This window comes from Shewanella oneidensis MR-1 (assembly GCF_000146165.2).
Lineage (GTDB): Bacteria > Pseudomonadota > Gammaproteobacteria > Enterobacterales > Shewanellaceae > Shewanella > Shewanella oneidensis.
Window position 1 is genome coordinate 112,757 of sequence record NC_004349.1, and the last position, 26,610, is coordinate 139,366.

Below are 26,610 nucleotides of genomic sequence, written 5' to 3' on the forward strand. Positions count from 1 at the left end.
GTCTACATTGAAATTATTTTTTATTATTAAAAAAATATAAATTTTATTTTGAAGTAAGATTTTATCTTAAGTGCAGGGACTACAGGGACTACAGGGACTCAGGGACTCAGGGACTCAGGGACTCAGGGACTCAGGGACTCAGGGACTCAGGGACTCAGGGACTCAGGGACTCAGGGACTACAGGGACTACAGGGACTACAGGGACTACAGGGACTACAGGGACTACAGGGACTACAGGGACTACAGGGACTACAGGGACACACAAGTGCGCAAGGATGCGCAAGTTTAGTGGGATAGAGTGAAAATATGAATAGCCACTGATTTCCTAGACACCTTTTAGTTAGATAAACTAGCTAAAAAAGAGGTGTCCATGAGTCATAAACGTTACCCCGAACAATTCAAAATCGAAGCAGTAAAGCAAGTCACTGTTGGCGGTCATTCTGTTGCTGACGTTGCTCAGCGTTTAGGTACCACCACACAGTCTTTACGCCTGTATTAAGCGCTATGGTCCTGACTCCGAGGAACACCTTCAGAAGTCTGCGGAGTCCGCCGAAATTCGACGATTACAAAAAGAGCTTAAGCGTGTTACTGAAGAAAGTGACCTGTTAAAAAAACGCGGCGTACTTCGCAAGCCACCCCGAGTAAGATACGCCTTTATCCAAGAGCATCATCACAGCCACTCTGTGCGACAGTTGTGTCAGCTGTTTGATGTTCATCCGAGCGGGTATTACGCGTGGAGGAGCTGCGCAAAGTCGAAGCGACAATGTGACAATGAACGACTTATAGGCCAACTCAAACAATGTTGGCTTGAGTCTGGTGGTGTCTATGGATACCGCAAACTCCATCGAGATCTGCGTGATCTTGGCGAGCAATGCGGTATTAATCGTGTACATCGCCTGATGCAGCGAGCAGGACAGCGAGCACAAGTTGGCTATCGCAAGCCTAGAACTCGTAGTGGTGAGCAGCATGTTGTAACGCAAAATCGCTTAGAACGGCAATTCAACCCCTTAGCGCCGAACAAAGCGTGGGTGACGGATATTACGTACATCAAAACGCATGAAGGTTGGCTCTATCTTGGTGCTGTAATGGACTTGTTCTCACGTCGAATTATTGGTTGGTCAATGGGCAGTCGTATCACCAAAGAGCTTGCGTTAGATGCTTTATTAATGGCGGTATGGAGTCGTAAACCTGCTGGCAAAGTGTTGGTTCATTCAGCTCAAGGAAGCCAATACACGAGCCATGATTGGAGTGAGTTTCTAAGCGCTCATGGTTTGGAAGGTAGCATGAGCCGTCGAGGAAACTGCCACGATAACGCAGTAGCAGAGAGTTTCTTTCAACTGCTGAAACGTGAACGAATTAAGCGAAAAATCTATGCGACCAGGGACGACGCAAAGATGGATGTGTTTAATTATATTGAGATGTTTTACAACCCGAAACGACAGCATAGTTCCAATGATGGACTATCACCGTTAGAGTATGAACGTCAGTATTTTAATGAGGTTAAAAGTCGTCTAGTGAAGTAGTGGCTATTCAGTATTATGTCAAGCTTGAAGCTGACAAATAGCTCTGGAGGTTTTCATCATGGAGATTAAAGATTGGTATCAATGTTTTTTAAGTTTTTTGGTCTTATGGATTTCAGTCGCGAGTAAAAAAATTAAAAAAAACAAGTGATTAGGTGATGGGAGTAATTCTCTGTATGTGGGAGGGCGTTCAAAATTCTGTGTCAGGCTAATTTTTAAATTTCTAGCACGCTATCTAAACGTCCTTCAAAATAAATCGCTAACTGAGATAAACAAAGGCTCCAATTGTGGATTGGCATAGTCCATTTATCTGAGGCGTTTAATATGCCTGCGTAAAGTAGCTTCAACAAGCTATTTTCATTAGGAAATGCACCTTTGGTTTTGGTGAGCTTTCTAAATTGGCGATGTACAGCCTCAACCGCATTGGTCGTGTAAATCACTTTCCTGATATGTTCTGGGTACTTAAAATAATGGGACAAATTATGCCATTTGCGACGCCAAGAGTTGATTACCAACGGATAAGCATCACCCCATTTGGCCTCCAGTTCATCCAATGCCATCTCTGCGGCTTCTTTACTCACGGCTCGATACACAGGCTTTAAATCAGCCATAAACGCTTTCTGATTTTTTGAGGCGACATACTTCATTGAGTTGCGGATCTGATGGATAACGCATAGCTGTGTTTCCGTATGAGGAAAGATACTGGCTATGGCCTCAGGGAAACCGGTCAAGCCGTCAACACAGGCGATAAGAATATCTTTTACACCACGATGATTAAGATCGGTCAGTACGGATAGCCAGTAATTAGCGCCTTCATTTTCGGATAAGTGAAGCCCTAAAATGTCCTTTTTTCCTTCCATATTAAGCGCTAACAATGTGTAAACGGCTTTACTGACGTAGCGCCCATCCTCTTTGACTTTATAATGTATCGCATCAAGCCACACGATAGGATAATGGCTATCTAATGGGCGCTGCTGCCACGCTTTAAGTTCTGGGATGAGTTTGTCAGTGATAGCACTGACTGTTGCGTTAGACACATTGAGCCCATACATATCTTCAACATGTTGATTAATATCGCGATAGCTCATACCTATACTGAACATCGATAACACTTTACGTTCGATTTCATCGGTTAGTGTAGTTTGATTTTTCTTAATCAACTGAGGCTCAAAGGTGCCATTGCGGTCTCTAGGAGCGTCTAACTCAAAGTTACCGGACGGATGCTTAATGGTCTTAGGGGTTTTGCCATTTTTACGATTAGGCTGAGGATCATGCGCTAAATGCTGCTCAAGCTCAGCCTGGAGAGCGGCTTCAGTGAGTTGCTTGATCAGTGGGCCAAGAATGCTGTCTTTACCTGTGAGGCTTTTACCTGATTGCAGATCTTTAAGGGCTTGTTCGAAGTTAAAAGGTTGGGTCATGTGTCATTCCTGTTTTTGAATATTTTACTGAAATGACACAGAATTATGAACACTACCGTATGTGGCCTTATTACGACGGATACCTGTGGGCAGTCTATTACTGGGTAAACCATTTCAAGTGTTTGGTTATCAAGTGTAACTGATCCCTGCTCGACCAAAACCGTTTGCTAAAGCTGATTTACGCGGGTATGTTAAAGACCAGTTGAGCACTGGACTCACTAAAAATTTGGCGCTATCACAACTCTTAATCCATTTTTAATGGCTGCTTATAATACACTGTTAACCAGTGAAATTAACTTGAGGAAGAAGCTGTTTAAAATATGTGATTATCTGATATGAATTGTCAAATTATATTTATCAGAGTTAGCTATTATGGGCTGCGTTCAGCAAGGTTCTAACTGCCATCTTACATATTAAATATCTCGAGTTAATTCCAGCTTCTTATTGCTCATGTGCACTATGGCTTTGTTTTTTTTGTACATTATCACATAATAAATGTTAAATGGGTCTATTGGCCAATGTTCAATGATTCTAATTTTGTTAATCACAAAGCCATTTTTATTGCTTTTTCTAGAGAAAGGTATGTAAATAATTTTTTCATCAGTAAACTTAAGTGCTATAGCTATATTTATAAATATAGGCTCTGAGTCTACAGATGTTATTATAGTTGCAAATCCAGCTGTGTGTGATATTTTTGTTGAAATGCGTTTTCCATTTTCAACAAAAGATATCTGTCTAACTTCTGAAAAAAACACCCCTTGAATAAGGGGGTATAGTAATAAAACGAGAATGGTGAAGATATTCCAATAAAATATTTTTTTCATAGTAATATAATCCAAATGTATAGTTTAATGATCGTCATTAAAATAAGGCATGTAATGATGTTTAGAAGGAAAGTTGCCGGGTGATTTTTTATGCTGGTTAAAAATAAATTGATACCCTTTGATAATGAGTTTAAAGCCGCAGGATCATTAGATTCTTTTATGATTATTTTTTCAGAAAGTTGATAACCTTCACCTCTAAGGGTTACAATGAAATCTTGAATATTTTCTTTTTGAAAAAAACTTCGTATATTGCTGATTGCAACATTTACGGAATTTTCAGTAACGACTTTTCCTTCCCAACAATTTTTCAAAATCTCATCTCTATTTGATGCAAGTGGATAATTTTTTGCTAAAAAAGTTATTATTTTAATTTCGTTATCAGATAAACTCTCCATGGAAATATTTCTACCATCCGGCATGACTAACAATTTAAATTTTAACTGAATATAAGCCATGTATCTTTACCAATTTTTAAAGTGTAAAATCATGCAATGAGAATGCACGTTTGCATGCGGTTTAGTGTTCTGGGAAGCATAACTTCCTAAATCTAAATCTAAAAATTTGATTATAGTCTTTGCTGGTCTCGAATTGAACTATGAATGCTATAACCAGTAATATAAGCTGCTAATAAGTGAATTAGCTACTGTAATCCACTTAAAACTTTAAAAATTTTTGGTAGATAGTCTACTGTTCAACCCAAGTTGGACACTGATCTGATCCGTTAACTCTGGACACTTAACTAAGCACTATGTGTCAGTTCAAAATTCTCAGGGCTTAAATAGCCAAGTGAACTATGCCTTCTGGTTTTGTTGTAATCAACTTCTATGTACTCAAATACGGCTTGTTTCATGTTTTCCCGGTCCATGATTGGCTCGTACTAAATAGCCTCAACCTTCAGTGAATGGAAGAAGCTCTCTGCACAGGCAGTGTCCAAGCAGCAAGCTTTGCGGCTCACGCTTTGAGTAAGTTGTTGTTTTTTTGATCAGATTCCGATACGCATGTGAACAATATTGGCTGCCGCGGTCACTATGAACGATTACGTTTTTTGGAAACCCTCGACGAAACAACGCCATTGTCAGCGCGTCACAAGCCAACTGAGCCGTCATGCGATTACTCATCGACCAGTCAATCATGGCGCGCGAGTACAAATCGATAATCACCGCCAGATACAGCCAACCTTCGCTCGTGATCAGCTCCGCCCCATTTTTGGTTCGGGCCGGTGGCATCGAAGTTCTGCTCCAGCAGGTTTGGGGCGACTGTGAGCTGGTGAGCGCTGTCGGTTGTGGTTTTGAATTTACGCGCTGCTTTAGCCACTAAATTCTGCCTTGTCATGCTTTTTCAGATCCGCGTATTCTCCATCTTCGGCGAGGTCGACTTGAATACGCCGAGCGCCTGAACGCTCCTTGCTCTGGACAAAAATAGCTTTGATTTGCTCATCACGGTTGTGCTGTTTGAGCAAGTGTGCACTCGACTCTTTGCTTGAATTTTTGCCACGCATAATACCCACTTCGCGATGACTGGTTGTAGATTTCTTCTCAATGGCAGAGCGCCAGTTATAAAGTTGTGATTCGTAGATTTTGAGCTGCCTGGCCGCTTCAGCAACACCGACACGTTCAACTAACTTCATGGCTTCAGCTTTAAATTCAGCAGTATGGGTCTTGCGGGTCTTTTGGGTTGTCATATTCACCTCGTTAAGTCATTTTACTCACTTAGCGTGGTGTCCAAAAGTATTGGATCAGATCATTATCGTGCACTGGATAAATTCAGTGCTGTGATTGATTTTTACTTGAGTGAAACCCTTGATGAACCTGCCGCGCACGCTTTTTTTACTAAAGCTATCAATCAACATGGCTTACCTGAGAAGGTCGTCATTGATAAAAGTGGAGCCAATGCCGCAGCGTTAGATACTGTTAACATTCGGCTGTGGTTATCTGGATATAAGTTCTTCATGATTGAGGTGCTTGCCGTTAAATATATAAATAATATAGTCGAGCAAAGCCACCGAAAATTAAAGGGTAAAATGCATCAATGCCTAGGTTGGAAGTCCTGGGAAGGGGCGGAGTCTACACCCGCAGGAGTTGAACTTTGGTCCATTATTAGGCAAGTGCAAATGAACACTACCGAAAAGATGACACTATGGGAACAATTTTATTTAGTTTTATCTGAGGGATGCAGCCCCCTCAACTTGGAGCGCTAAGTTCTCAGTTTGCGACAGAACCGTAAATTCAGTTGGGGCATTCGCTGCCCTGTTTTGAATTGATCCTGCATTTGTGTAGACTCCGCTAGGTTTATGGTGTGAATAGTGCAAAGACTTATCAGCAAGGGAAGATTGGTATTATGGGTGTCAGATTATTAATGAGAAGTACCGCAATTTGGGCAAGCTTTGTGGTGCTGATGTGCGTTTTGCTGGGGAGCTTTTATTCCCCTCCCTCCCCTCCCTCCTTTGCCTCTATTTGGGATTTATTTACCAATATGCGAGGAGTGAGTCAGGCAAGCGTCCCTAAGGACAGTTCTCGTATTGAGCTCGTCGGTACGCTACCCGCAGATACTGAGCTAGAGCTTATCGGTTTTTATTATTCTTCGATTTGCACCGAAAAAGAGATGTATTTCCCAAACGGAGATATCGCCAATCCCCAGTGGCGCACCAACGGTACGACCTCTCAATTACGGCAAGTGGTCACCAGTTTGCACAATGCCAGTCATTTTACCCAATCCGTTGCGTTGCAGGGCGGAGGGGCATGTGAGTGGCAGTTGACTAATATCAAATTGAATATGTCACTTCTGCCCAGTCATCGCCTATGGCAGGAAGCACAATCCTTGAAAAAGCAGTATTTGGCTGAGTTACCTGTCGCCAAGGTGAAAGATGAAGCCCTTGACAAAGATGCTTTTAAGCAGTCTTTTGACTTGATACCTACCGCAAAGGAAGCTGATGCGGCCAGCGCGGATAGCAATGACGCCACCATCACCTTTTCACCAATTTATTATCCTATTTACAGTTATGCCCCCGAGGATAAGCAGCCCTTTGATGTTGGGCTGAAAAGCAGTTTGCAGCGCGAGGTTTCTGATCGGTGGAGTTTACAACACTCGAGGCGTATCCGTTTAGCCGATGAACGGGTAACGCGGGTGAATTTTACCCCTCAGATTGCTGAAGATTATGCTGTGAATATCCATATCTTGGACAGAAAATCCAAGGTAAGTTATCCCGATGGCACCGAGTTTACCTACATTAAGGCCGGTTTACGGCTTTATCCTTACGGTTCCGCAGAATCCCGCTTCAACAGCTTACAGCGCAGTGCGCGTCTTGAAGATAAAAGACAGTTAGCCAAGATTTACGATTCAGGCATTGAGCATGTGTTTGAAGGGGATAAAGCCAAGGCTGAAGTCCTGTATCGCGAGTTGGGTGAGGCAGGGGATATGGAATCAATCAACTGGCTGCGAGAACGGGCTCGTTGGGGCTACATTAAAGATGGCCAGTACTGGTTAGCGCGCGCTGCTAAGCTTGGCGATATTCAAGCCCAACTGGAATTAATTAATCAACCCTTATCCGTCATTCCTCAGGGTAAAGTGAATACTGGCCAAGCAAAAATCCGTGAGCAGCAAGCATGGCAAACGTTAACCGAACTGACCAAGCAGGGAATACCTCAAGCCGTCAGCACGATGGCGTATTATCAAGTGTTCTCTTGCTCGCCCTATTTTAATGCCTCCGCGGCGCTGGATAATTATCGTAAAAGTGTTAAAGCTCGGCCTGATTTAGCGCGAGATGCTGCCGAAACCTATTACTATTTTAAAGAGGATTTTGAGCAGAGCGAGGAGTTTTGGGAGATTGCTGCCGAGCAGGATCTTTTTGCCGCAGCCGAACTGGCCAATATACTATTGTTGGAACACCATCGAGATGCGACTAGTAGAGCGCGATACTGGCTAGGAAAAGTGACAACGCTTGGCGTCGATAAAGGTTTGCAGAAAGATATATTGGGTAACGCCTACTTCCAACTCGCAACTTTGTTAGATACAGGCGAGGGTGGAGCTGTAGACTCTAAAGCTGCTTTAGCGCTTTATCAGCAGAGCCCTGTAGGATCCCCTCATAATTCATAGCCCCAACAACCATGAGTTAATGAGAGTTGGGCTAGTTTCTTCGCAGCACAAAGCAAATCATCTGCTGATATGGGGTAGTCATGCCGTCGCCGCAGCAGTTCTTTGCCCATCCTGATTGTTGATAGCACATTCCTTTTCTTTACCGTGTTGGCTTGGAAGTGCCGCTGTAATTGCTGTGTTTCTCCGTATAATCCTACCCACCAAAATGCCAGTTGTACCAATAATGCTATCAATAGCAGTATGTCCATCCTCGCCGCATAACGTGTTCTGCTATGACGTAAACCAAAGCCATAAGCGGGGCTTTTTAAATCTCTAAAGGTTTCTTCTATTTGCATCCGTTTTTGGTAAATATTAACCAGTTTTTGAGGCGACATGGCTTCTATGGTCAAGTTGGTCACCAGTGCCCAAGGCTCTTTGGCGGTCAGTTCATACGTCCATTGCGCCGTATGGTGACAGTCTGTTGTCGTACTTCGCTGACCTTTTCTGCCTTTACTTGGAGCCCTGAACAATACCATCTCGCATAACAAGGGTTTCTTTACCGATAACGCCACTCGCCCAACATGTTTTGCGCGACGACTGGCTTTGGGATAAAGCGCTTTTAGCGAAAATTGGCGACCGAAGGGGTGCAGCCGATAGACACTTAATCCTCTGACACGACCCAGCCAATACCAACCGAGCTGCTCGACTTTTCGAAACCATGGATTACGGAAGCCCGCGTCAGTGACTATCAGCGGGGTAATATTGTCAGGTAACACTTTATGGAGTTCATTCAGAAACTGATTATGGGCAGTTTGTGTGCCTTGTAGTACTAACGGAAATGTTCGCTCGTAGAGCGTGATAGAGCGGCCCTTAATCGCAATAGAGGCGCGTAGTGCAATCAGTTCACGACCTTCACGCATATCAGACCAATCCACCAGTATGGTCGGCATCGTATGTGCTGTTAGCAGCCACTTTGCATGCCACTGATAAACAGCCAGTCTTTCATGGTGAAGGTGCGGGTTGCCCAATAATCTATCCATGCGTTTTATTGAGTGTTTAGTATGAGTGCTGGTGCCATCAATGTGCCGCCCTAAATGCGTGAGGGTGAGACAATCCGCGTTGATGAGGGCTTTGCAGGCGACCATGAGTGTATTCAGTCGCTTTTGATGGATTTCTGGACAATGTTGATAGAGAGATTGATGTAAGATAGTTAACACTTGCACCTTGATGCCCTGTGATTGATGTTTGTTCGCACTTCCATCTGATCACACTTCAAGGTGCAAGTTCACTCTAATTTAATGATTTATCTGAAAATCATCAGGGGATTCTTCAGAGCAGAGCCTTGATGTGGCGGGATACTTTTCAAATGACTATGAAGCAAAGGCAAAGGATAGAGTCCTAGTACTCCAAAGCATGAAGTTGTAGCTTAATACTTATATAGGCTTCTGTCGCAAAGTTGACGATAAGAGTTTCAGAATGGATAATCTTTGGATATAAATTTGGAGTATTCACTGCATGACACTCAATTTTTCTGGCAGGCATTATCCATCAGATATCATCATGCACAGCGTCTCAAGCAGTTACAGCGAGAGTTGGCTGGTTTTGAGCAAATCAAAAAATTTACCCTGCTGCCGGAAGCTTTTTCAATGGAGGCGGGGTTAATTACTCCGACGCTTAAGCAGCGCTGCAAAATGATTTATCACAAGTACGCCCATGAAATTAATGCTATGTATAATAATTGATTGTTAAACATTTGATCTTAAAAGGCCGCTTAGCGGCCTTTTTTGTCTCAGCTACTTCCTGACGCATAATTCTTAGCTTAAAATTCGCCCCGTTTACTGGTGCGCACGAGGCGCAAGGTGTCGGTGTAAAGGATAGTTAAATGGAACTTTCGATTCGTCGTTTATGCACCTCGGTCGGTGCGGTGTGGTTATCTTCTTTTGTGGTCATTCCTGCTGCGGTTGCGGCGGAATATGACAAAATGGTTCACGGTCCCGTGGATCTTCCCAATGGCTCAATTTCTATCAAAAAGATCATAAAGTGTGGGGCGAAATGCTCTATGGCGATGCGCCCGGCGTGCGTCTTGATGATTATGGTTCTGCTGAAGTGGTTGCGGTTTTTTACCTCGATTTTGATAAAGGTGGCAACAAAGAAGTGGTTGTCATGCTGAAAGATGCCGATGGTCAGCATTTACGGGGCTATGGTTTTGAAGGGGATGATCTCACAAAACTCCCCCGTCTACAGGTTGTGCTCGATGAAGTGGCACCAACCTTAACCTCGTTTACCGTAGGTAGCGTTCGTAAAGTACTAAGCCAAATTCCGCCGCAACAATACCGTATGACCTATGATGTTGACGCGATTGAAGATCCCGCCATTAAAGCGATTGTCGATGGTTCTACTAAGCTCAAGCCGACCTTAGTGGGTTATCGTAATTCCGAAGGTTCACCCGTAGATGTGAAGACCGCCGTCGAATATAAATTACGTTATCCACTGACTCGTAAAGATAAAGATGCCCAAGGTAATGAGCATCAATATAGCCTTGTGACCACCTTTGATCGCAGTGGATATAGTGAAGAAGACGGCAGTTTTGTATTGGTGAGCGTGGCCTTTGAGGCTGATGACTTTGATTGGCTTAAAAGTGGTGGTGCCGTGATCCCTAAAACTGGCCCATCCTACGATTTTATGAGTATGGGCATGGGGAGCACTTGGGCAGGGCTTGCCAGTGAAAGTCATTATGCCCAAGGCGTGCTCGATGGCCCGTATGCAGCCTACGATGGTCGCAATGGTAGCGTGGTTTACTCTGGTAACTACAAACAGGGCAAAAAAGTCGGTAAGTGGATGGAGACAGAGAACCAAGCCATTTATTGGGAAGGCGAATATCTTGACGGTAAAAAACAGGGTAAATGGGTTTTACAGTCAGTCATGGATGATGCCGACAACTATGGCTTTATCCATTACAACAAGGGCGTGCCTGATGGCCCGAGCGAAATCTATACCCCAGATTACGATTCGGGCACCGAAGGCGCGAAGAAATTGTCCGAAAAGGGCATTTATCTTAATGGCGTAAAAGACGGTGAGTGGCTTGAGTCCGATGGCAGCAAAGGCCTGTATCAAAAGGGTGTGAAGCAAGGCGCTTGGACGGAAAAGGTTACCCAAGGGGATTATCGCTTTCAAACCGGTGACGGCAACTATCTCGATGGTAAACGTTCAGGCACTTGGGTCTATATTCGAACGCCTGATACGAATGATGCTTTTACTACAAGACAATCAGTGACTTATCTCTACAAGGCCGAAGTCAACTATGAGAATGGCCTGCGCCAAGGTGAGGCAAAGTTATTCAATAAAGATAATTTTATGTTTGCCCTCAAACATTACGATAAGGGCAGACTCCATGGTGAAAGTTTATGGTATTCAGCGCCGAATATTGTCAGCAATGTTGCCAATTATCGTCAAGGCGAGTTAGACGGCCTGCAAATGTGGCTCGAGCCTAACGGCGATCTCAATGAATTGAGTCAGTATAAGTTCAATGCAGCGGTAAAACTTAAACCGTCGCAGGATGAATGCATGATGCGAAAAGAGCCCTACGCAGGCGATTGTGATGGCGTGTTAATCTCAAAAGATGCTGAGACTAGCTCGATTAAAGACGGTGAGCAGCGTGTATATCGTGGCGGCCTACTATCCGAATTAACCTATTACACCAATGGGTCGGTCGATAAAGAATATCGATTTGATTCCAACGGTCGCTTAACGTCCCTGCAGGCTTATAAAGCGGGCAAGGAATACGGCCCAAGCATCCGCAATTCCACCGACGACGGCTATTCCCTAAGTAGCTACACTCAGATGATCAACAATCGTGCAGCAGGGGCTAGCTACAGCTTCCACCCTAACGGCCAACTTCGTGATTTATCGAATTTTTGCCAGCAAGAAGGTGAAATGTGGAATGGTCAACCGTACTTTTGGAGTAATGCGGGTGAACGTTGTGGCATTCAGCGGGAATATTTTGATAATGGTGTCGTGAGTTGTATTGAAGAGCTCGACAGTGGTTATGTCGTGGATAAAGTCTGTTACGACCGCAATGGCAAGTTATCGAGCGAAATGGTGCGGATTGATGAGCAACATGTGGTGCATAAGCGCTATATCAACGGGGTCATTTATCAAGAAGATCCGGGGTTCTCTGATTCTTCAAATGTGGTTAAAGGGCGCAAAATTTATTACTTAGAAAACCCTAAAAGCCATGGTGTGTTTAAGTCCTACCGTAATGGTCAGCTAGAATACGAAAAAATCTATGATATGGGTAAAGCTGGCTGTATGAAAAAGTACGATGCCAATGGTAAGCAAACCCCAGAAACCGCGAACTGCCAGTTCTAGCATCGCGCTTCTCTTTTCTGTTAGGCTTGGTCGGGATAAACAGGGCAATCGCTGTGTTTATCCCATTCACAGCATAAAAGTATAATAACAACAAAAAGGAAGTCTCTTGCTGTAAAATATTATGTACTCTCAATCACTAAATATTGCAGATTAAAAATATGTTCAGCTTTAACACAATGTGTATAGTCTGGCAGCGGTTTTATGCTCTGTCGAAGTTAAACGCTTAATTTAAAAATAGTTATTAGGAGCTTTATAAAACGATGTCTTTAAATAATCGAATAGTTATTCACTCAAGTGCTACTCGAGAAAATGACAATGCAGAGTTTGCATTATGTATTGAAGCAGATTTAAGTTTTAACCAAGCCATGAAATCAGTGCAAGATTACGACTGGTCATTTAACGTCAAACAACTGAAAAGTGGCCAAGAATGTAACGCATTCTCTTTATCAAAAGCAGATGATGCTGATAATTATATGCAGTTTTTTATCTTCGCAGTTGATGATGACTTATTCAGCATTCAACTTAATATCATGAATAAAAGAAACCGTCGTTATATTTGGGATCGAACATCCGTTTCAGTTGATTTAGGTGTTTGTACTAAATCTGAACTACAGAAGAAGCTTGAACCTCTAAGAAGCTATAGTGTTAGCAGATTGTATAAAAAGCATCGTTCTAAAACATGGTTAAATAAACATAGTTTGCTTGTAGTTTTTTTGTTGTTTGTAGTGTTAGGGATAATGATTGAACGTTGGATAAAGCCATTACATAGTCCCTCTTTTGACGCTTTACTTTGGAACCCTGTTATTTATATTGGTGCCAGCGTATTTAGTACCTGCTTCTTAGTTTTAAAACGTGTGCGGCAGGGATTGAGGGGGGGAACTTGGAAGGACAGAGTATCTATTTGTTTAGGAATGATTTGCCTTGGGCCATTAATAGTTTTCAGCTTTATGCTTAGTTTCGGTACTTACTGGCATATGCTGACTAAAAAGCCTGCAAGTCAAGTTGAAGTCGTTGCAGAACTACCTTCAACTTGGAGTTCGACTGGCCGTGGAAGTTGTACCGGGAAGCTCTGGGTTCACCCACCAGGGGAGCCTCAGCATGAAAGGATACTTTGTTACGTGCCTAAAGAATTATGGGCAGAGCTGAAAGTTGGAGATAGATTGTTGCTAAATGGTGATCGTTCTTCGGTAGCATTCACTCCCGCTGATATTTTAATCTTACCAAATTAGCGCAAGTGCAACAATAATCTTCATGGCTTAGCTTTATGTATCAATCTCATGCATTTATTCAGGTGGAATATGTTTTTAAAGTTTTCTTGGATGAGATTCATTGCACCTCAATTTATAGCCGCAAGATCTCAGTTTGCGACAGAACCCAAATTCCCTATCTTATCTATAATGTCGTCAATTAAATATCAATAAATCTACATTTCAACAACATAAAAATTAAAGGGCACACATGACCATAGTAAAATACAAGGCAGTTAACCCAGTAATCGGTATAACAGTGCTAGGCATCGCCGTCATGCTTGCTGCCTGTGATAACTCATCCACAGACTCGAACAATATCAGCATCCCCACAGAGCGTGAATATCAAATCATTTCGAGTGAGACCAATTTAACTGACCGTGACTATTCTGGTAATAACAATACTATGCAGGCCAGGATGATATTGAAGTATCAATTGCAATCGACACACAATGATGCAGCAACATTGTCGAGCCCACTGAGTACGAGTGGCAACTTTATTATCACACCCAGCCTACTGCAGTTTGCCGACCGCGCCATTCCTTTACCTATCAGCAATATCGATGAGCGTATCCAGTCCAATGAACTCTCATTGATGATTAAGGATGGGTTTAACCTGAGTGTTAATGAAGGTGAAGTGATGGCCCTATCGCCCATAGATAAGCCACAAGAGCAAGATTTAGCCAAGATGTTTGAGCAATGGGACAATCTTAAATCGCTGTTTCAACAGGTGCCTATGCTCCCCGTTAAGCTTGAACCTAAGGTGGGTTTTAGCAAGGTATCCCCAAAGGATAAACACTTAACATGGACCGTTGAGCAAGTCACTGAAGATACCTTAGTCGCTGTATTACAAGGTGAAAATACAGAATCACCAGAGCAGTATCAAAAAACCTATGGCGCGTTTGAAGTTGACCGAAAAACCGGCTGGCTCAATAGCCTGGTATTGATTAATCAGTCGATGCGTAATGGACGACTGGTTAATCATCGTTTGGCCATGGCGCCAAAGGATAAACCCTTTGTAATGAGCATTATTTGGCACGCCTATGCCGACTATGATGCGTTACGAATAGCTGAAGATAGCCAGCGAACACTCAATGATATTCATAAAGATAATCTCATTTACCAAGATATGGATAGCCAGATTGTGCAAGCTTTACTGCCTGAGCATCAAGGCATCATTGATAACATTGGCAGCTGGGGTGAAGATGCAATGAAAGAGTTGCAACTGCGCTTTGTGCACGGGTTAACGAAAAAGTATTTTTCCGGTGAGGTTCTTTACCAAGATATCCAAGCTTTTGATGATAAAAATAACCCTATCGATATCCAATTTTGGCAACACAACCGTTCATGGGTGAATAACTACGGCGGTAAGATTGAATCGGCAAGTGATTTACTGCCGATAGGCTGGGACAATACCGCGAGCAAGATCAAGAAAATTAATCACATCAGTGCCAAATTAACACTCATACCCGAAAAAAATCGTTTGGTAACAAGGCCTTGGAGCGAACTGTTAGCCAAACCTTATCACTTTGGTGGCGCCAGTCTACAGATCACCTTAATCGATGCTAATACTCACCTCTATAAAGTCGTTATGCGCCAAACTGCTGAAAAGGGGATTAATATTAACTTTAGCCAGTTTAATGGGCAAATGGGTGATGCGATGGTCGATCAGGGTTACCCTACATGGTTGAGCGCCTCTGAGCAGGATTTGCTAAATGTATTATTTAAATATGGCGAAAAACACGTTAACAGCAATGCTACGGCTTTCTTATTAAAGCTGACTGATATCCCCGAGACCATGAGCTTTTATGAAACCGAACCTCAACCGCAAATGGCGCACACAAATCCGGTCACCTTTATGCATATCAGCGACTACTACAAGGATCTTGCTAACCCAACAAGTGGTTTCGATTACTCAAGAGAGACGGATTTTTTCCTCACAGATCCAAGCCAGCTGCAGCTAAGCGTGAAAGAAATCAGTGACGTTAAGGATATCAAATCGATTTCAGATGATGGCCACAATTTTTATATTCCAATGTCACCAGCTCTTGCTATGAGTTGTAAACCCGAAATTGAACAAGGTTTTACTGAAGGAAAGCAACCAGTGACTTGGGTGTATGACACCAAAGCGTTAACAGGACCCGCCTATCATCTGGCAAGTCCAGACGGTGTGAGGCGTTATTTTTACGATAAAAAAATCCAAGGCAAGATCCATTGCCAAGGCGACGTGACATGGCAGCATGTAACGCTTCAACCCGGCGAAAGACCATGGCTTGTTGATATTGGCCCTTGGCTAACACAGCCTAGTATGGCAGAGAATCCCAGCGAATTACTTAAGCAGTATTTCAAAATACAGGACGATGAAGGCACAAACTTAACCATAAGGCTTCCCGAAAATAGTGCCGAGCTGAGCATCAAAGACGTTCTGGTCGATGGGAAATTTATCAGTGTGTCTGGCGCTGCTGCCAAGGTCAGTATCATGCAAATATCAGCTAAACCTATTGAATTACCATATCAATTCACCTTTAAGCCCCTGCCTTAGGAGCCGTTATGCGCAACATTATCCATTTGCTCCTTGCCGCTCTCGTGCTTTTTAGCGCCAATGCTAATGCTGAAAATGTGTTACTCGATTCAAATTGGAATGTCGTCAAAAGTAAAAAATCGGCACATTATTATTTAAAGCCACCCGTTGAGACTGTTGATGGGGAATTTAAAGTTGAGATTTATTATCAAGACAACGATGCACTGTTCTGTGCTGGGACGCTCTTAGATAACAAACTGGGTAAAACACTCAAGATTGAGCAATTTCGCGGAGCTTATCAATGTTACTTCGATGATGGTAATCCCTACCAACAAGCGTTTATCAACGATCAAGGTCAACTTCATGGCTTGTTCAAAAAATATATCGCAACGGGTTCGCACTATGTGGAATCACACTTTGAGAATGGTGTACAGCAAGGTCTTGAAACGGGTTATTGGGAAGGGGGGAATGTCCGCTACAAAACAACCTATCAAAATGATAAAGAAGTCGGCATAAGTGAACATTTCAGCCCAGAAGGCGAATTAACCGCAAAAATTTGCAACGACGCTAATGGTGTGAACCAATATTTTAATCTCGGCAAACTCAACCGTGAAGTCCATAAAGTCGATGGCCTATTGCAAGGCATAGAGACCACTTGGGGCCTTAATGGGCAAGTGATATCGACCCAAGAGTACGCCAAAGGCCAAAAACAAGGCGACTATTTTGAATATTTTGACGATAACAAAGTTAAACGCCATTACCGCTACGACAATGATTATAAAGTTGGTGAGCAGCTCGACTTCCATGAAAATGGCCAACTCGCCAGAAAAGAAATCACTGAAGCTCCATGGAATGTGAAGCTATCGGAGCAATACAATGATCAGGGGGAAATACTGAGTTCAACTGAAGAAAAACATCAAGGGGACCGCTGGATTTATCAGAAAAGACAATACTTCAAGCAAGGAAAACTCATCAGAAGTAACGAAGAAGACCAACTTAAAAAGTGGTCTTTATATGAGGAGTTTAGTGAAGGAGAGCTCGTTGCACGAACAGAATCAATTAACAATAATCGAACCGGACTCTATATCGTGTCCTCTGGTTTTTTTGAAGACAAACCCTTGCTCACTCAAGAATATTATCAAAACGGGCTTCGTCATGGCACCTATGAACGCATTCAGCTTAATGATAAACAGCGCACAGTGATTGAACGCGGCCAATATACTCACGACAAACCCAGTGGCACTTGGATGAAACGACAATTTGAACATGGCAAAAGTACCTTTAGTTATGACGATAAAGGTGAGCTCCATGGCGAATACCGTAACGAAACTGATTCAGGGCAACTGCTTGAACTGCTGACGTTTACTCATGGTAAGGCGACGGGACTGTGTCAGCGTTATGCCAATAATGGTCAGCTATATGAAAAAGGCGAATACCGTGATGGCAAGCGGCACGGCGATTGGATTTTGGCTAAAGAATACGCTTATATGGCCTATCCTCAACCGAATAGGCTGTATTGGATTGGCCGATATAATATGGGGGCGCAAGTTGGACTTTGGGAGCAGGTCAATATGAATAATTATCGATTAAAACAAGAAAAATATGATGACAAAGGCAATCTTCATGGAAAACAGTATACCTTTGCCGAAGATGGCTCAATGGAAGAAATCGCTGAATTTCGCCATGGAGAATTCATTTCAGTAAAGCATGAATTTCCTACGTCATCTCAATGGATGGATTTACCGTCGCCTTTAACATAGCGACTTTACAGCGGTGAGAATAACTATGGCTATGTGCCCAATCCGGTGAATTGGGTTGAACCGTTGGGGTTGGCAGGGGGGAAGTTGATTGTTAAAAAAACCAAAAATTCTAAGCAGTAATAACTTAACTGATAAGGAAAGGTTCTATCTTCAGTGGCCGTTTATGAAAAACAAAATGCTTTGAATAGAGCCGCCAAACGTGGCGAGTTAGTTTGAAACTAAGGAGCTTATGATGTAAGGATATCTTCTTTGCGGACATTTGTTTTGGCTGCAAGACAAGTGAAGCATTAAACTGAATTAGTCTCGACTTGATCTGACACATCGCCTTGAAAAGGTGAGAGTTACCAGTTTTGATTGTGGGTGTCGAATCCTTAATCAAAACCAAGGAGGTAACTCTCATGCTCCATAGTAACAATCCAATCATCAAACACAAAACAGGTTTACTCAATCTGGCAGAGGAACTGAGCAACGTCTCCAGAGCCTGCAAAGTCATGGGTGTGTCTCGTGATACGTTTTATCGTTACCGCGAGTTAGTGGACGATGGCGGTGTTGATGCACTGATCGAAAAAAGTCGTAGAAGTCCAAATCTCAAGAACCGTGTCGAAGAAGCTGTTGAACAGGCAGTGATGGAGTATGCGATTGAATTTCCCGCCCATGGCCAACACAGAACCAGCAATGAACTGCGCAAAAAAGGCGTGTTTGTTTCTGGCAGTGGTGTCCGCTCAATCTGGTTGCGACATGATTTAGAGAACTTTAAGAAGCGACTGAAAGCCTTGGAAGCCAAAGTAGCTCGCGATGGCATTCAACTTACTGATGAACAGATTGCGGCACTTGAGCGCAAAAAACACGACGATGAAGCCTGTGGTGAGATTGAAACCGCGCACCCAGGCTACCTTGGGTCGCAAGACACGTTTTATGTCGGAAACCTCAAGGGCGTTGGTCGTATCTATCAGCAAACCTATGTCGATACGTACTGCAAAGTCGCTCATTGCAAGCTCTATACTACGAAAACACCTATCACTGCAGCGGACTTATTGAACGACAAAGTATTGCCGTTTTACGAGTCACAGCAGTTGCCGGTGCTGCGTATTTTAACTGACCGTGGCACAGAGTATTGCGGCAAGGTCGAGCACCATGATTACCAGCTATATCTGGCGATTAATGATATCGACCACACGAAAACCAAAGCGATGTCGCCGCAAACGAATGGGATCTGCGAGCGGTTTCATAAGACGATCCTGAACGAGTTTTATCAGGTGACCTTCCGCAAAAAGCTGTACCAAACGCTGGAGGAGCTGCAAAAAGATCTGGACGAGTGGCTGTCTTACTACAACAATGAACGCACTCATCAAGGCAAAATGTGCAACGGCAGAACGCCAGTTGAAACATTGATTGATGGGAAACGGGTTTGGGCGGAAAAGAATCTGACTCGAATCTAATCTGACAGACACCAGCATAAAACTGGTAACTGTCAGATCAAGTCTGAGCTAGTACAATTAAACCGTGTCCATCTGTTTGCTGTACCTTGAGCGACATAACAAACCTGTTGCCTTACTTTTTGCATCCATGGTCAAACTGTACTGGTCAACCCAAACTGGACACTTTTACTTGAGAATTCTCAAACTCTACAGGTGACAGATCGTTATTAGCAGAATGAAGTCGCTCCAAGTTGTAATATTTGATGTAAGCCGTCACATCTTGCTTCATAAACTCCCTTGTTGGTTGAGCAACTTTAAAAATCCAATCGTGTTTCAAGCTACCAAAGAATCGCTCAACAACGGCATTATGGTAGTGTTCATAATTCTGTGTCATTTCAGTAAAATATTCAAAAACAGGAATGACACATGACCCAACCTTTTAACTTCGAACAAGCCCTTAAAGATCTGCAATCAGGTAAAAGCCTCACAGGTAAAGACAGCATTCTTGGCCCACTGATCAAGCAACTCACTGAAGCGGCTCTCCAGGCTGAGCTTGAGCAGCATTTAGCGCATGATCCTCAGCCTAATCGTAAAAATGGCAAAACCCCTAAGACCATTAAGCATCCGTCCGGTAACTTTGAGTTAGACGCGCCTAGAGACCGCAATGGCACCTTTGAGCCTCAGTTGATTAAGAAAAATCAAACTACGCTAACCGATGAAATCGAACGTAAAGTGTTATCGATGTTCAGTATAGGTATGAGCTATCGCGATATTAATCAACATGTTGAAGATATGTATGGACTCAATGTGTCTAACGCAACAGTCAGTGCTATCACTGACAAACTCATCCCCGAACTTAAAGCGTGGCAACAGCGCCCATTAGATAGCCATTATCCTATCGTGTGGCTTGATGCGATACATTATAAAGTCAAAGAGGATGGGCGTTACGTCAGTAAAGCCGTTTACACATTGTTAGCGCTTAATATGAAAGGAAAAAAGGAAATTTTAGGGCTTCACTTATCCGAAAATGAAGGCGCTAATTACTGGCTATCCGTACTGACCGATCTTAATAATCGTGGTGTAAAAGATATTCTTATCGCCTGTGTTGACGGCTTGACCGGTTTCCCTGAGGCCATAGCCAGTATCTTCCCTCATACGGAAACACAGCTATGCGTTATCCACCAGATCCGCAACTCAATGAAGTATGTCGCCTCAAAAAATCAGAAAGCGTTTATGGCTGATTTAAAGCCTGTGTATCGAGCCGTGAGTAAAGAAGCCGCAGAGATGGCATTGGACGAACTGGAGGCCAAATGGGGTGATGCTTATCCGCTGGTAATCAACTCTTGGCGTCGCAAATGGCATAATTTGTCCCATTATTTTAAGTACCCAGAACATATCAGGAAAGTGATTTACACGACCAATGCAGTTGAGGCTGTGCATCGCCAATTTAGAAAGCTCACCAAAACCAAAGGTGCATTTCCTAATGAAAATAGCTTGTTGAAGCTACTTTACGCAGGCATATTAAACGCCTCAGATAAATGGACCATGCCAATCCACAATTGGAGCCTTTGTTTATCACAGTTAGCGATTTATTTTGAAGGGCGTTTAGATAGCGTGCTAGAAATTTAAAAATTAGCCTGACACAGAATTTTGAACGCCCTCGGCATTATCCCAACACGCACCCACATCACCCATGCTGGCTCGGATACCATAGCTCGATAGCAGCCTACCGAATTGTTTACTGGTATATTGCGAGCCTCGGTCACTGTGAAATACCAGCCCTCGCGCTGGTTGTCGCAGGTTGTAGGCTTTTATTAATGCCTTGGATATCAAATCTGTGGTCATGCGTTTGTCTATGCGCCATCCCACAATCCGGCGTGAATATAAATCCATCACCACAGCTAAGTACATCCAGCCTTCACCCGTCTTTAAATAGGTCACGTCACCCGCCCAGACCTGATTAGCCGATACTGGATTAAAGTTCATGTTTAACAGGTTATCAGCCACTGCATCTGAGTGTTTTCGCTGTGTCGTCACCTTGTAAGCACATCGCTGGGTTGCTTTGAGTCGAAGGCGGTGCATAATTTTACGAACGAGATAGCGACCAACCTGGTAGCCTTCCTTGCGCAATTTCTTCACCATTTCACGATTCCCTAAGCTGCCTCGACTTTGCTTAAATAGCTGTCGAACAAGGCGATAAAGCTTCAGTGTTTCAACGCTTATCACGTTTGCAGGGCGTTTATGCCAATCGTAATAGCCTGACTTACTGACACTCATTACTCGACATAACAGTGTTATGGGAAACAGGTGAGATTGCAGTTTGATGAAACGAAATCTTACTTCATTTCTCTCGCAAAGAAGGCGCTTGCCTTTTTTAGAATTTCTTTCTCCATGCGTAATTCTTTGTTTTCTCTACGCAATCGCTTCAACTCATCACGCTCAGACTCTTCTAAGGTGATGCCTTGTTGCAGGGCTTCGTGTTTTTCCTTCCAGTTGTAAAGCAGGCTCGTGCTAACTCCAAGAGACTTTGCCGCATCGGCAACGCTATAACCTTGCTCCAGCACCATCAAGACGGCTTCATCTTTAAATGCCTGCGGATAACTCTTATGTGATTTTTTCAGACTCATATAGACCTCTTAATTTATTGACCATACTGTCTCAAAATTAAGTGTCCGATGGGATTAGACCAGAACAAACTTTAGTCCACCTCTTTTGATGATACGTTGGCATGTATCAATTGTAACTTTCAGGCTAACATTAAAATTACAGAGATAATTTCAATTTAATAAGAGGCTGTTAATAATTCTGTGTCAGGCTAATTCCAAATGAATCAAAAATTTGCATTGGGATGAATCTAAATCTGTGGTTTAATTTAACTAGCACAAATTTATTAGTCAAAGGACGGTTATGGGGAAAATAGTTATTCTTTCTTGCTCATTACTTGCAGCACTTCTGATGCTATTCGTTGCAATGAGTCACGATTTTGGTGACTTCTGTATTATTAGGAATACTCAATTTTCCTGTGTTGAATGGGATTTGACTTTTCTCTTTGGATACATAGGGGCATATTTAATATATGGCGCTCTGCTTGGCGCTGTTATTTGGTGCTTATGGTGTCGCTGTCGGTTATGGCTCGTCATTCTGACTAAGAAATTTAGCTGCCGATGAAACAATGAAATTGGTGCTCTAGGTTGTCCATTATGTCAATAATGCGGTAGGTTCAGAAAAGATAACCCCGAATCTTTGTGTTGGTGTACGAACGGCTAAATAATATGGCTATATCCACTCATTTTGAGTTACCTTAACCATGTTGGGCAAGTACAAATTTATATGATTAGGGTCATCAGCACATTCCACATCGTTATGCAGTAGTCGTGGTCACATGGCATCATAGAGGATTTAGTCATATCATCTCTGGGAGACACATATTACGGCTTGCATATACTGGTATTTGAAGTTACATCTGCGATGAGTTCTGTCACCGCAAATACAACTGAAAATCAGATTGATTTTACCGGTTCAGTTGAAAAGAGTTTAAGTGGTTTTTTGTCTGGTACAGGCGGCGTTTTTTGATATGAAAACAATGAGTAAAAAAACATTTTCCATAGTGGGGATAACAGCCACAATACTTCTCCATTTCATTATTATGACGGTAGTTTTGACGCTGGTTTTATTGAATATAAAATATGGTGCTGAAGCTGATTTGATGAGTACAGAATCCTTCTACTTGGTTGATTCAATATATGGCATGGTTCACCTTCTTTACTTTAGCTCGTTAATTTCATTTGTCGTGTTTTTTTGTCTTTTGTCTTTATTTCCAAGTGGATGAAGAACAGAAATGCTTAATGCCCTAAACCTCGACTCGGCTTTTCACCTTGTATGGAGTGTCATCCACAGTGCTTAGAAAATTCAGTTTGATTACTTATTTTCTTGCATCTACTGTATTAGCTTCAGATGTCGGTGACCATAAGGCTGGAATTTGGTCAATAGAATCTGCCCAAGATATGACTCGGTGGATTATCATTCATAATATTGAGAGTGATGCAAATACTGCAGTATTTCACATCGAGGTTATTGGCAGAAAACATGGGCATGCAGTTTGGCAGATTGAGCGCTTAGTTCACCATATGGCGATCACAGAAAAGGCATTGAAAGCCAGTGTAAAAATCCCCCTAAAAAGCGGAGCTGTTTACCCTGAATCTTTTAACCACGCTTATTTGTCTTGGCAGAAAGAAAACAATGGCATGGGTGGAGCTATCTGTGACACCTCCGTAATAGAATGTTTTTAAATGCATAGAAAGCGTTGCTGGAAGTGTATTACATTACGGTGCTTTTATGCAATTCGCATCGTTGATTTACTAAGCAAAAGTCTGCTCCATTTTGGTATCAATGAACTCATAGATTTTCTAATGGATGTTCGCTCTTAAATCGTGTTAGTGGATAACTCTAAGACAGACTGATTCACGCACTGAAAATTGACATTTGTCGCAGTTTCGGATTAACCAGCTTTTGCCCCAAAGCAATTTTTAACCCTTTATAATCACTGATCGCGAAGTAGCCTGATCCCTAAATTTTTGTAATGATGGCAAGTGCCTACTTTTAATTACTTTCGTGCAGGTATAAGGCGTTAAGCGCAAAGGTACTACCACTATTTTGGATAATGATGAAACTTACAGCATTAGTTGATAATACTCGTTTAGACAGTAGGCCAGAGCTAGCTGTTGAGCGGGGGCTCTCTTTTCATGTAGAGACAATGGGAAGCCAAATTCTGTTTGATACAGGAAGCAGTAGTACGTTCTGTGAAAATGCGGCATTGATGAATATTAGCATTCAAGATGTTGATCTTGCAGTGATATCTCATCGTCACCACGACCATTGCAACGGTACAACTCACTTTATTGAACGAAATTCCAAAGCAAAGATATATCTGAAAGACTGTGAGGATAAAAACTATCTATTTAAGGCGTTTGGTTTTAAGAATGATGTTGGTATTAATAAAGAATTGCTAAAAAATGCTAGTGAGCGCTTAATTTTTGTTGAACATACAACAGAGATATTGCCGAACATTTTTATTATAACCGAAATTAGTGATAAATATGAAAAACCAAAAGGGAATCGGTATCTCTATACCCAATCAGAAAATGGTTACAAAAATGATACATTTGACCATGAATTACTATTGGTAGTTAAAGAAAGCGATGGCCTAATCGTCTTTACTGGTTGTGCTCACAGCGGTGTTTTAAATATGGTTGAGACTGCTATTGAACTGTTCCCTAACCACAGAATAAAAGCAGTTGTTGGAGGTTTTCACTTGGTTGGTTTGCCACTATTGAATAGCATTGGTGGGACTAAACAAGATATTCAAGCAATCGGTCAGGCTTTGTCACACTATCCAATTGATAAGCTGTACACAGGACATTGCACAGGAATGAAAGCATTTGGATTACTTAAAGAAGTCCTTGGAGATCGTCTAGAACATTTACCAACGGGGCGAAGCGTATTAATTTAGTGATCTCAGTACACTTGCGCTACAGCGCGGATACCGGGCTAGTCAGTATCCACAATAGAATGGGTGAAAAAGAGGTTAGCAAGATTACGGATAACCAAAAGGGAGGTTATTAATGCGCTGGATACTATTATTGCTGCTGTTGCCATTGACCACAGCTTGTCAGACCGTTCCAACTGAGCCAAAAAATCTAGAGTGGCGCCATATGGTGGGTTCCAACTCAGATGAACTTTGGGTAACCGAGGTACTCTTTTATCGTCAGGGTAAGTTGGTGGATGCCTCAACCAATGGTTCTGCCGGATTTTTCGGGGCTGAAGGATTAAAAGAAAAAGACTATCGCTGGAGTATTTCTAAAGGAAGTCACACCACACGGCCGATTCCGGATCAGGTGGAGCTAGAGTGGATTTCATTTCACGACAAGAAGCGCTATCGAATAAGTTTGGCGTTGCCAGCAGAGTTAGAAAGCATAATTGCGCAACCTTATCGCTTCAAAGTGAGGGATGAGTGGCGTGAAGAGCGTCGTAGGAATATTGGGTTGGGTATGGCGACCGGAGGTTATGTCGAGGCGTTTTTAACCAATGCCAAAGTGAAGCCTGATATCCTGCTGGCTAGGGGGATTGCTAAGGAAATTCAAACCTCGCAAGACAAGGAAAATTCCGTCACCAAAGTCTACAAAGTGTGGTTCGACGATTTTGATAAAGCATATGGTGATGCCTATCAACAGTACCCCACACCCAGTGGCATGGCTTGGGCTCCGATCATGGATGCTTACCGTGCCGCACAGCCCAAAACAGATACAAACCCCGTGCAATGATGATATCAATTGTACTAGCTCAGACTTGATCTGACAGTTACCAGTTTTATGCTGGTGTCTGTCAGATTAGATTCGAGTCAGATTCTTTTCCGCCCAAACCCGTTTCCCATCAATCAATGTTTCAACTGGCGTTCTGCCGTTGCACATTTTGCCTTGATGAGTGCGTTCATTGTTGTAGTAAGACAGCCACTCGTCCAGATCTTTTTGCAGCTCCTCCAGCGTTTGGTACAGCTTTTTGCGGAAGGTCACCTGATAAAACTCGTTCAGGATCGTCTTATGAAACCGCTCGCAGATCCCATTCGTTTGCGGCGACATCGCTTTGGTTTTCGTGTGGTCGATATCATTAATCGCCAGATATAGCTGGTAATCATGGTGCTCGACCTTGCCGCAATACTCTGTGCCACGGTCAGTTAAAATACGCAGCACCGGCAACTGCTGTGACTCGTAAAACGGCAATACTTTGTCGTTCAATAAGTCCGCTGCAGTGATAGGTGTTTTCGTAGTATAGAGCTTGCAATGAGCGACTTTGCAGTACGTATCGACATAGGTTTGCTGATAGATACGACCAACGCCCTTGAGGTTTCCGACATAAAACGTGTCTTGCGACCCAAGGTAGCCTGGGTGCGCGGTTTCAATCTCACCACAGGCTTCATCGTCGTGTTTTTTGCGCTCAAGTGCCGCAATCTGTTCATCAGTAAGTTGAATGCCATCGCGAGCTACTTTGGCTTCCAAGGCTTTCAGTCGCTTCTTAAAGTTCTCTAAATCATGTCGCAACCAGATTGAGCGGACACCACTGCCAGAAACAAACACGCCTTTTTTGCGCAGTTCATTGCTGGTTCTGTGTTGGCCATGGGCGGGAAATTCAATCGCATACTCCATCACTGCCTGTTCAACAGCTTCTTCGACACGGTTCTTGAGATTTGGACTTCTACGACTTTTTTCGATCAGTGCATCAACACCGCCATCGTCCACTAACTCGCGGTAACGATAAAACGTATCACGAGACACACCCATGACTTTGCAGGCTCTGGAGACGTTGCTCAGTTCCTCTGCCAGATTGAGTAAACCTGTTTTGTGTTTGATGATTGGATTGTTACTATGGAGCATGAGAGTTACCTCCTTGGTTTTGATTAAGGATTCGAC

Annotated in this window: 16 protein-coding genes and 5 pseudogenes; 13 read left to right on the forward strand and 8 right to left on the reverse strand. The window is 42.9% G+C overall.

Annotated features, from left to right (window positions below; genetic code table 11):
* The first annotated feature begins 370 nt into the window (after positions 1-370).
* Positions 371-1,523 (forward strand): IS3-like element ISSod17 family transposase gene (locus SO_RS22725; protein WP_076611921.1). Its coding sequence is split into 2 segments (ribosomal slippage): positions 371-478 and positions 480-1,523, totalling 1,152 coding nucleotides; the frame shifts between segments, so codons are not numbered across the junction.
* 212 nt (positions 1,524-1,735) lie between these two features.
* Here the strand turns inward: SO_RS22725 and SO_RS22730 are convergent.
* The 4 genes and pseudogenes from SO_RS22730 to SO_RS22745 all read right to left on the reverse strand — a co-directional run bounded on the left by SO_RS22730 (position 1,736) and on the right by SO_RS22745 (position 5,443).
* Positions 1,736-2,938 carry an IS256-like element ISSod4 family transposase gene (locus SO_RS22730; protein WP_011074430.1) on the reverse strand — a complete coding sequence of 401 codons (1,203 nt, stop codon included), beginning with the start codon at positions 2,936-2,938 and terminating at the stop codon, positions 1,736-1,738.
* Between the two features lie 413 nt (positions 2,939-3,351).
* Positions 3,352-3,762, reverse strand: a complete 411-nt coding sequence (locus SO_RS22735) for a hypothetical protein (RefSeq protein WP_011074431.1) — start codon at positions 3,760-3,762, stop codon at positions 3,352-3,354.
* Positions 3,759-4,217 (reverse strand): winged helix-turn-helix domain-containing protein, encoded by a 459-nt coding sequence (locus SO_RS22740; RefSeq protein WP_011074432.1) that lies wholly within the window; start codon positions 4,215-4,217, stop codon positions 3,759-3,761. The genes SO_RS22735 and SO_RS22740 overlap by 4 nt, the downstream gene beginning before the upstream one ends.
* Before the next feature lie 284 nt (positions 4,218-4,501).
* A pseudogene (locus tag SO_RS22745) lies at positions 4,502-5,443 on the reverse strand (IS3-like element ISSod24 family transposase).
* 60 nt (positions 5,444-5,503) lie between these two features.
* Between SO_RS22745 and SO_RS22750 the strand changes: the two are divergent.
* Positions 5,504-5,959 (forward strand): annotated as a pseudogene (locus SO_RS22750) (DDE-type integrase/transposase/recombinase); the annotation flags it as partial.
* Positions 5,960-6,099: 140 nt separating this feature from the next.
* Positions 6,100-7,854, forward strand: coding sequence for a sel1 repeat family protein (locus SO_RS22755; RefSeq protein ID WP_164925951.1), 1,755 nt, complete (start codon positions 6,100-6,102; stop codon positions 7,852-7,854).
* Here SO_RS22755 and SO_RS22760 read toward each other — a convergent pair.
* Positions 7,842-9,056, reverse strand: a complete 1,215-nt coding sequence (locus SO_RS22760) for an IS4-like element ISSod3 family transposase (protein ID WP_011070548.1) — start codon at positions 9,054-9,056, stop codon at positions 7,842-7,844. The two genes, SO_RS22755 and SO_RS22760, sit on opposite strands and share 13 nt — an antisense overlap.
* 333 nt (positions 9,057-9,389) lie before the next feature.
* Between SO_RS22760 and SO_RS22765 the strand changes: the two are divergent.
* The 6 genes and pseudogenes from SO_RS22765 to SO_RS22790 all read left to right on the forward strand — a co-directional run.
* Positions 9,390-9,575: pseudogene (locus tag SO_RS22765) on the forward strand (long-chain fatty acid--CoA ligase); the annotation flags it as partial.
* Positions 9,576-9,715: 140 nt separating this feature from the next.
* Positions 9,716-12,201: pseudogene (locus SO_RS22770) on the forward strand (toxin-antitoxin system YwqK family antitoxin).
* A gap of 260 nt (positions 12,202-12,461) precedes the next feature.
* The gene (locus SO_RS22775) at positions 12,462-13,430 is read left to right on the forward strand and encodes a hypothetical protein (RefSeq protein WP_011074433.1); all 969 of its coding nucleotides are present in this window, start codon (positions 12,462-12,464) and stop codon (positions 13,428-13,430) included.
* Positions 13,431-13,659: 229 nt separating this feature from the next.
* On the forward strand, positions 13,660-15,990 hold the full coding sequence (locus SO_RS22780; RefSeq protein WP_011074434.1) for a hypothetical protein: 2,331 nt from the start codon (positions 13,660-13,662) through the stop codon (positions 15,988-15,990).
* Positions 15,991-15,998: 8 nt separating this feature from the next.
* Positions 15,999-17,729, forward strand: coding sequence for a toxin-antitoxin system YwqK family antitoxin (locus SO_RS22785; RefSeq protein ID WP_011074435.1), 1,731 nt, complete (start codon positions 15,999-16,001; stop codon positions 17,727-17,729).
* A 398-nt stretch (positions 17,730-18,127) separates the two neighbouring features.
* Entirely contained in the window at positions 18,128-19,168 is a 1,041-nt protein-coding gene (locus SO_RS22790) for an IS481-like element ISSod13 family transposase (protein ID WP_011073373.1), read from the forward strand.
* A 145-nt stretch (positions 19,169-19,313) separates the two neighbouring features.
* On the opposite strand, the gene SO_RS22795 is transcribed toward SO_RS22790, so the two are convergent.
* On the reverse strand, positions 19,314-19,568 hold the full coding sequence (locus SO_RS22795; RefSeq protein WP_274544499.1) for an IS3 family transposase: 255 nt from the start codon (positions 19,566-19,568) through the stop codon (positions 19,314-19,316).
* A gap of 5 nt (positions 19,569-19,573) precedes the next feature.
* Between SO_RS22795 and SO_RS22800 the strand changes: the two genes are divergently transcribed.
* Entirely contained in the window at positions 19,574-20,776 is a 1,203-nt protein-coding gene (locus SO_RS22800; RefSeq protein ID WP_005054087.1) for an IS256-like element ISSod4 family transposase, read from the forward strand.
* 33 nt (positions 20,777-20,809) lie between these two features.
* Here the strand turns inward: SO_RS22800 and SO_RS22805 are convergent.
* Positions 20,810-21,774 (reverse strand): annotated as a pseudogene (locus SO_RS22805) (IS3-like element ISSod1 family transposase); the annotation flags it as partial.
* A gap of 1,269 nt (positions 21,775-23,043) precedes the next feature.
* Here SO_RS22805 and SO_RS22810 point away from each other — a divergent pair.
* From SO_RS22810 to SO_RS22820, 3 genes are all read left to right on the forward strand, one after another.
* The gene (locus tag SO_RS22810; RefSeq protein WP_011074462.1) at positions 23,044-23,436 is read left to right on the forward strand and encodes a DUF5086 family protein; all 393 of its coding nucleotides are present in this window, start codon (positions 23,044-23,046) and stop codon (positions 23,434-23,436) included.
* A 374-nt stretch (positions 23,437-23,810) separates the two neighbouring features.
* The gene (locus tag SO_RS22815) at positions 23,811-24,656 is read left to right on the forward strand and encodes an MBL fold metallo-hydrolase (RefSeq protein ID WP_164925959.1); all 846 of its coding nucleotides are present in this window, start codon (positions 23,811-23,813) and stop codon (positions 24,654-24,656) included.
* A 112-nt stretch (positions 24,657-24,768) separates the two neighbouring features.
* Positions 24,769-25,467: a DUF2931 family protein gene (locus SO_RS22820; RefSeq protein WP_006081628.1), complete on the forward strand. Its 699-nt coding sequence runs from the start codon at positions 24,769-24,771 to the stop codon at positions 25,465-25,467.
* Between the two features lie 66 nt (positions 25,468-25,533).
* Here the strand turns inward: SO_RS22820 and SO_RS22825 are convergent, their stop codons facing one another.
* On the reverse strand, positions 25,534-26,574 hold the full coding sequence (locus tag SO_RS22825) for an IS481-like element ISSod13 family transposase (RefSeq protein ID WP_011073373.1): 1,041 nt from the start codon (positions 26,572-26,574) through the stop codon (positions 25,534-25,536).
* Positions 26,575-26,610 lie beyond the last annotated feature (36 nt).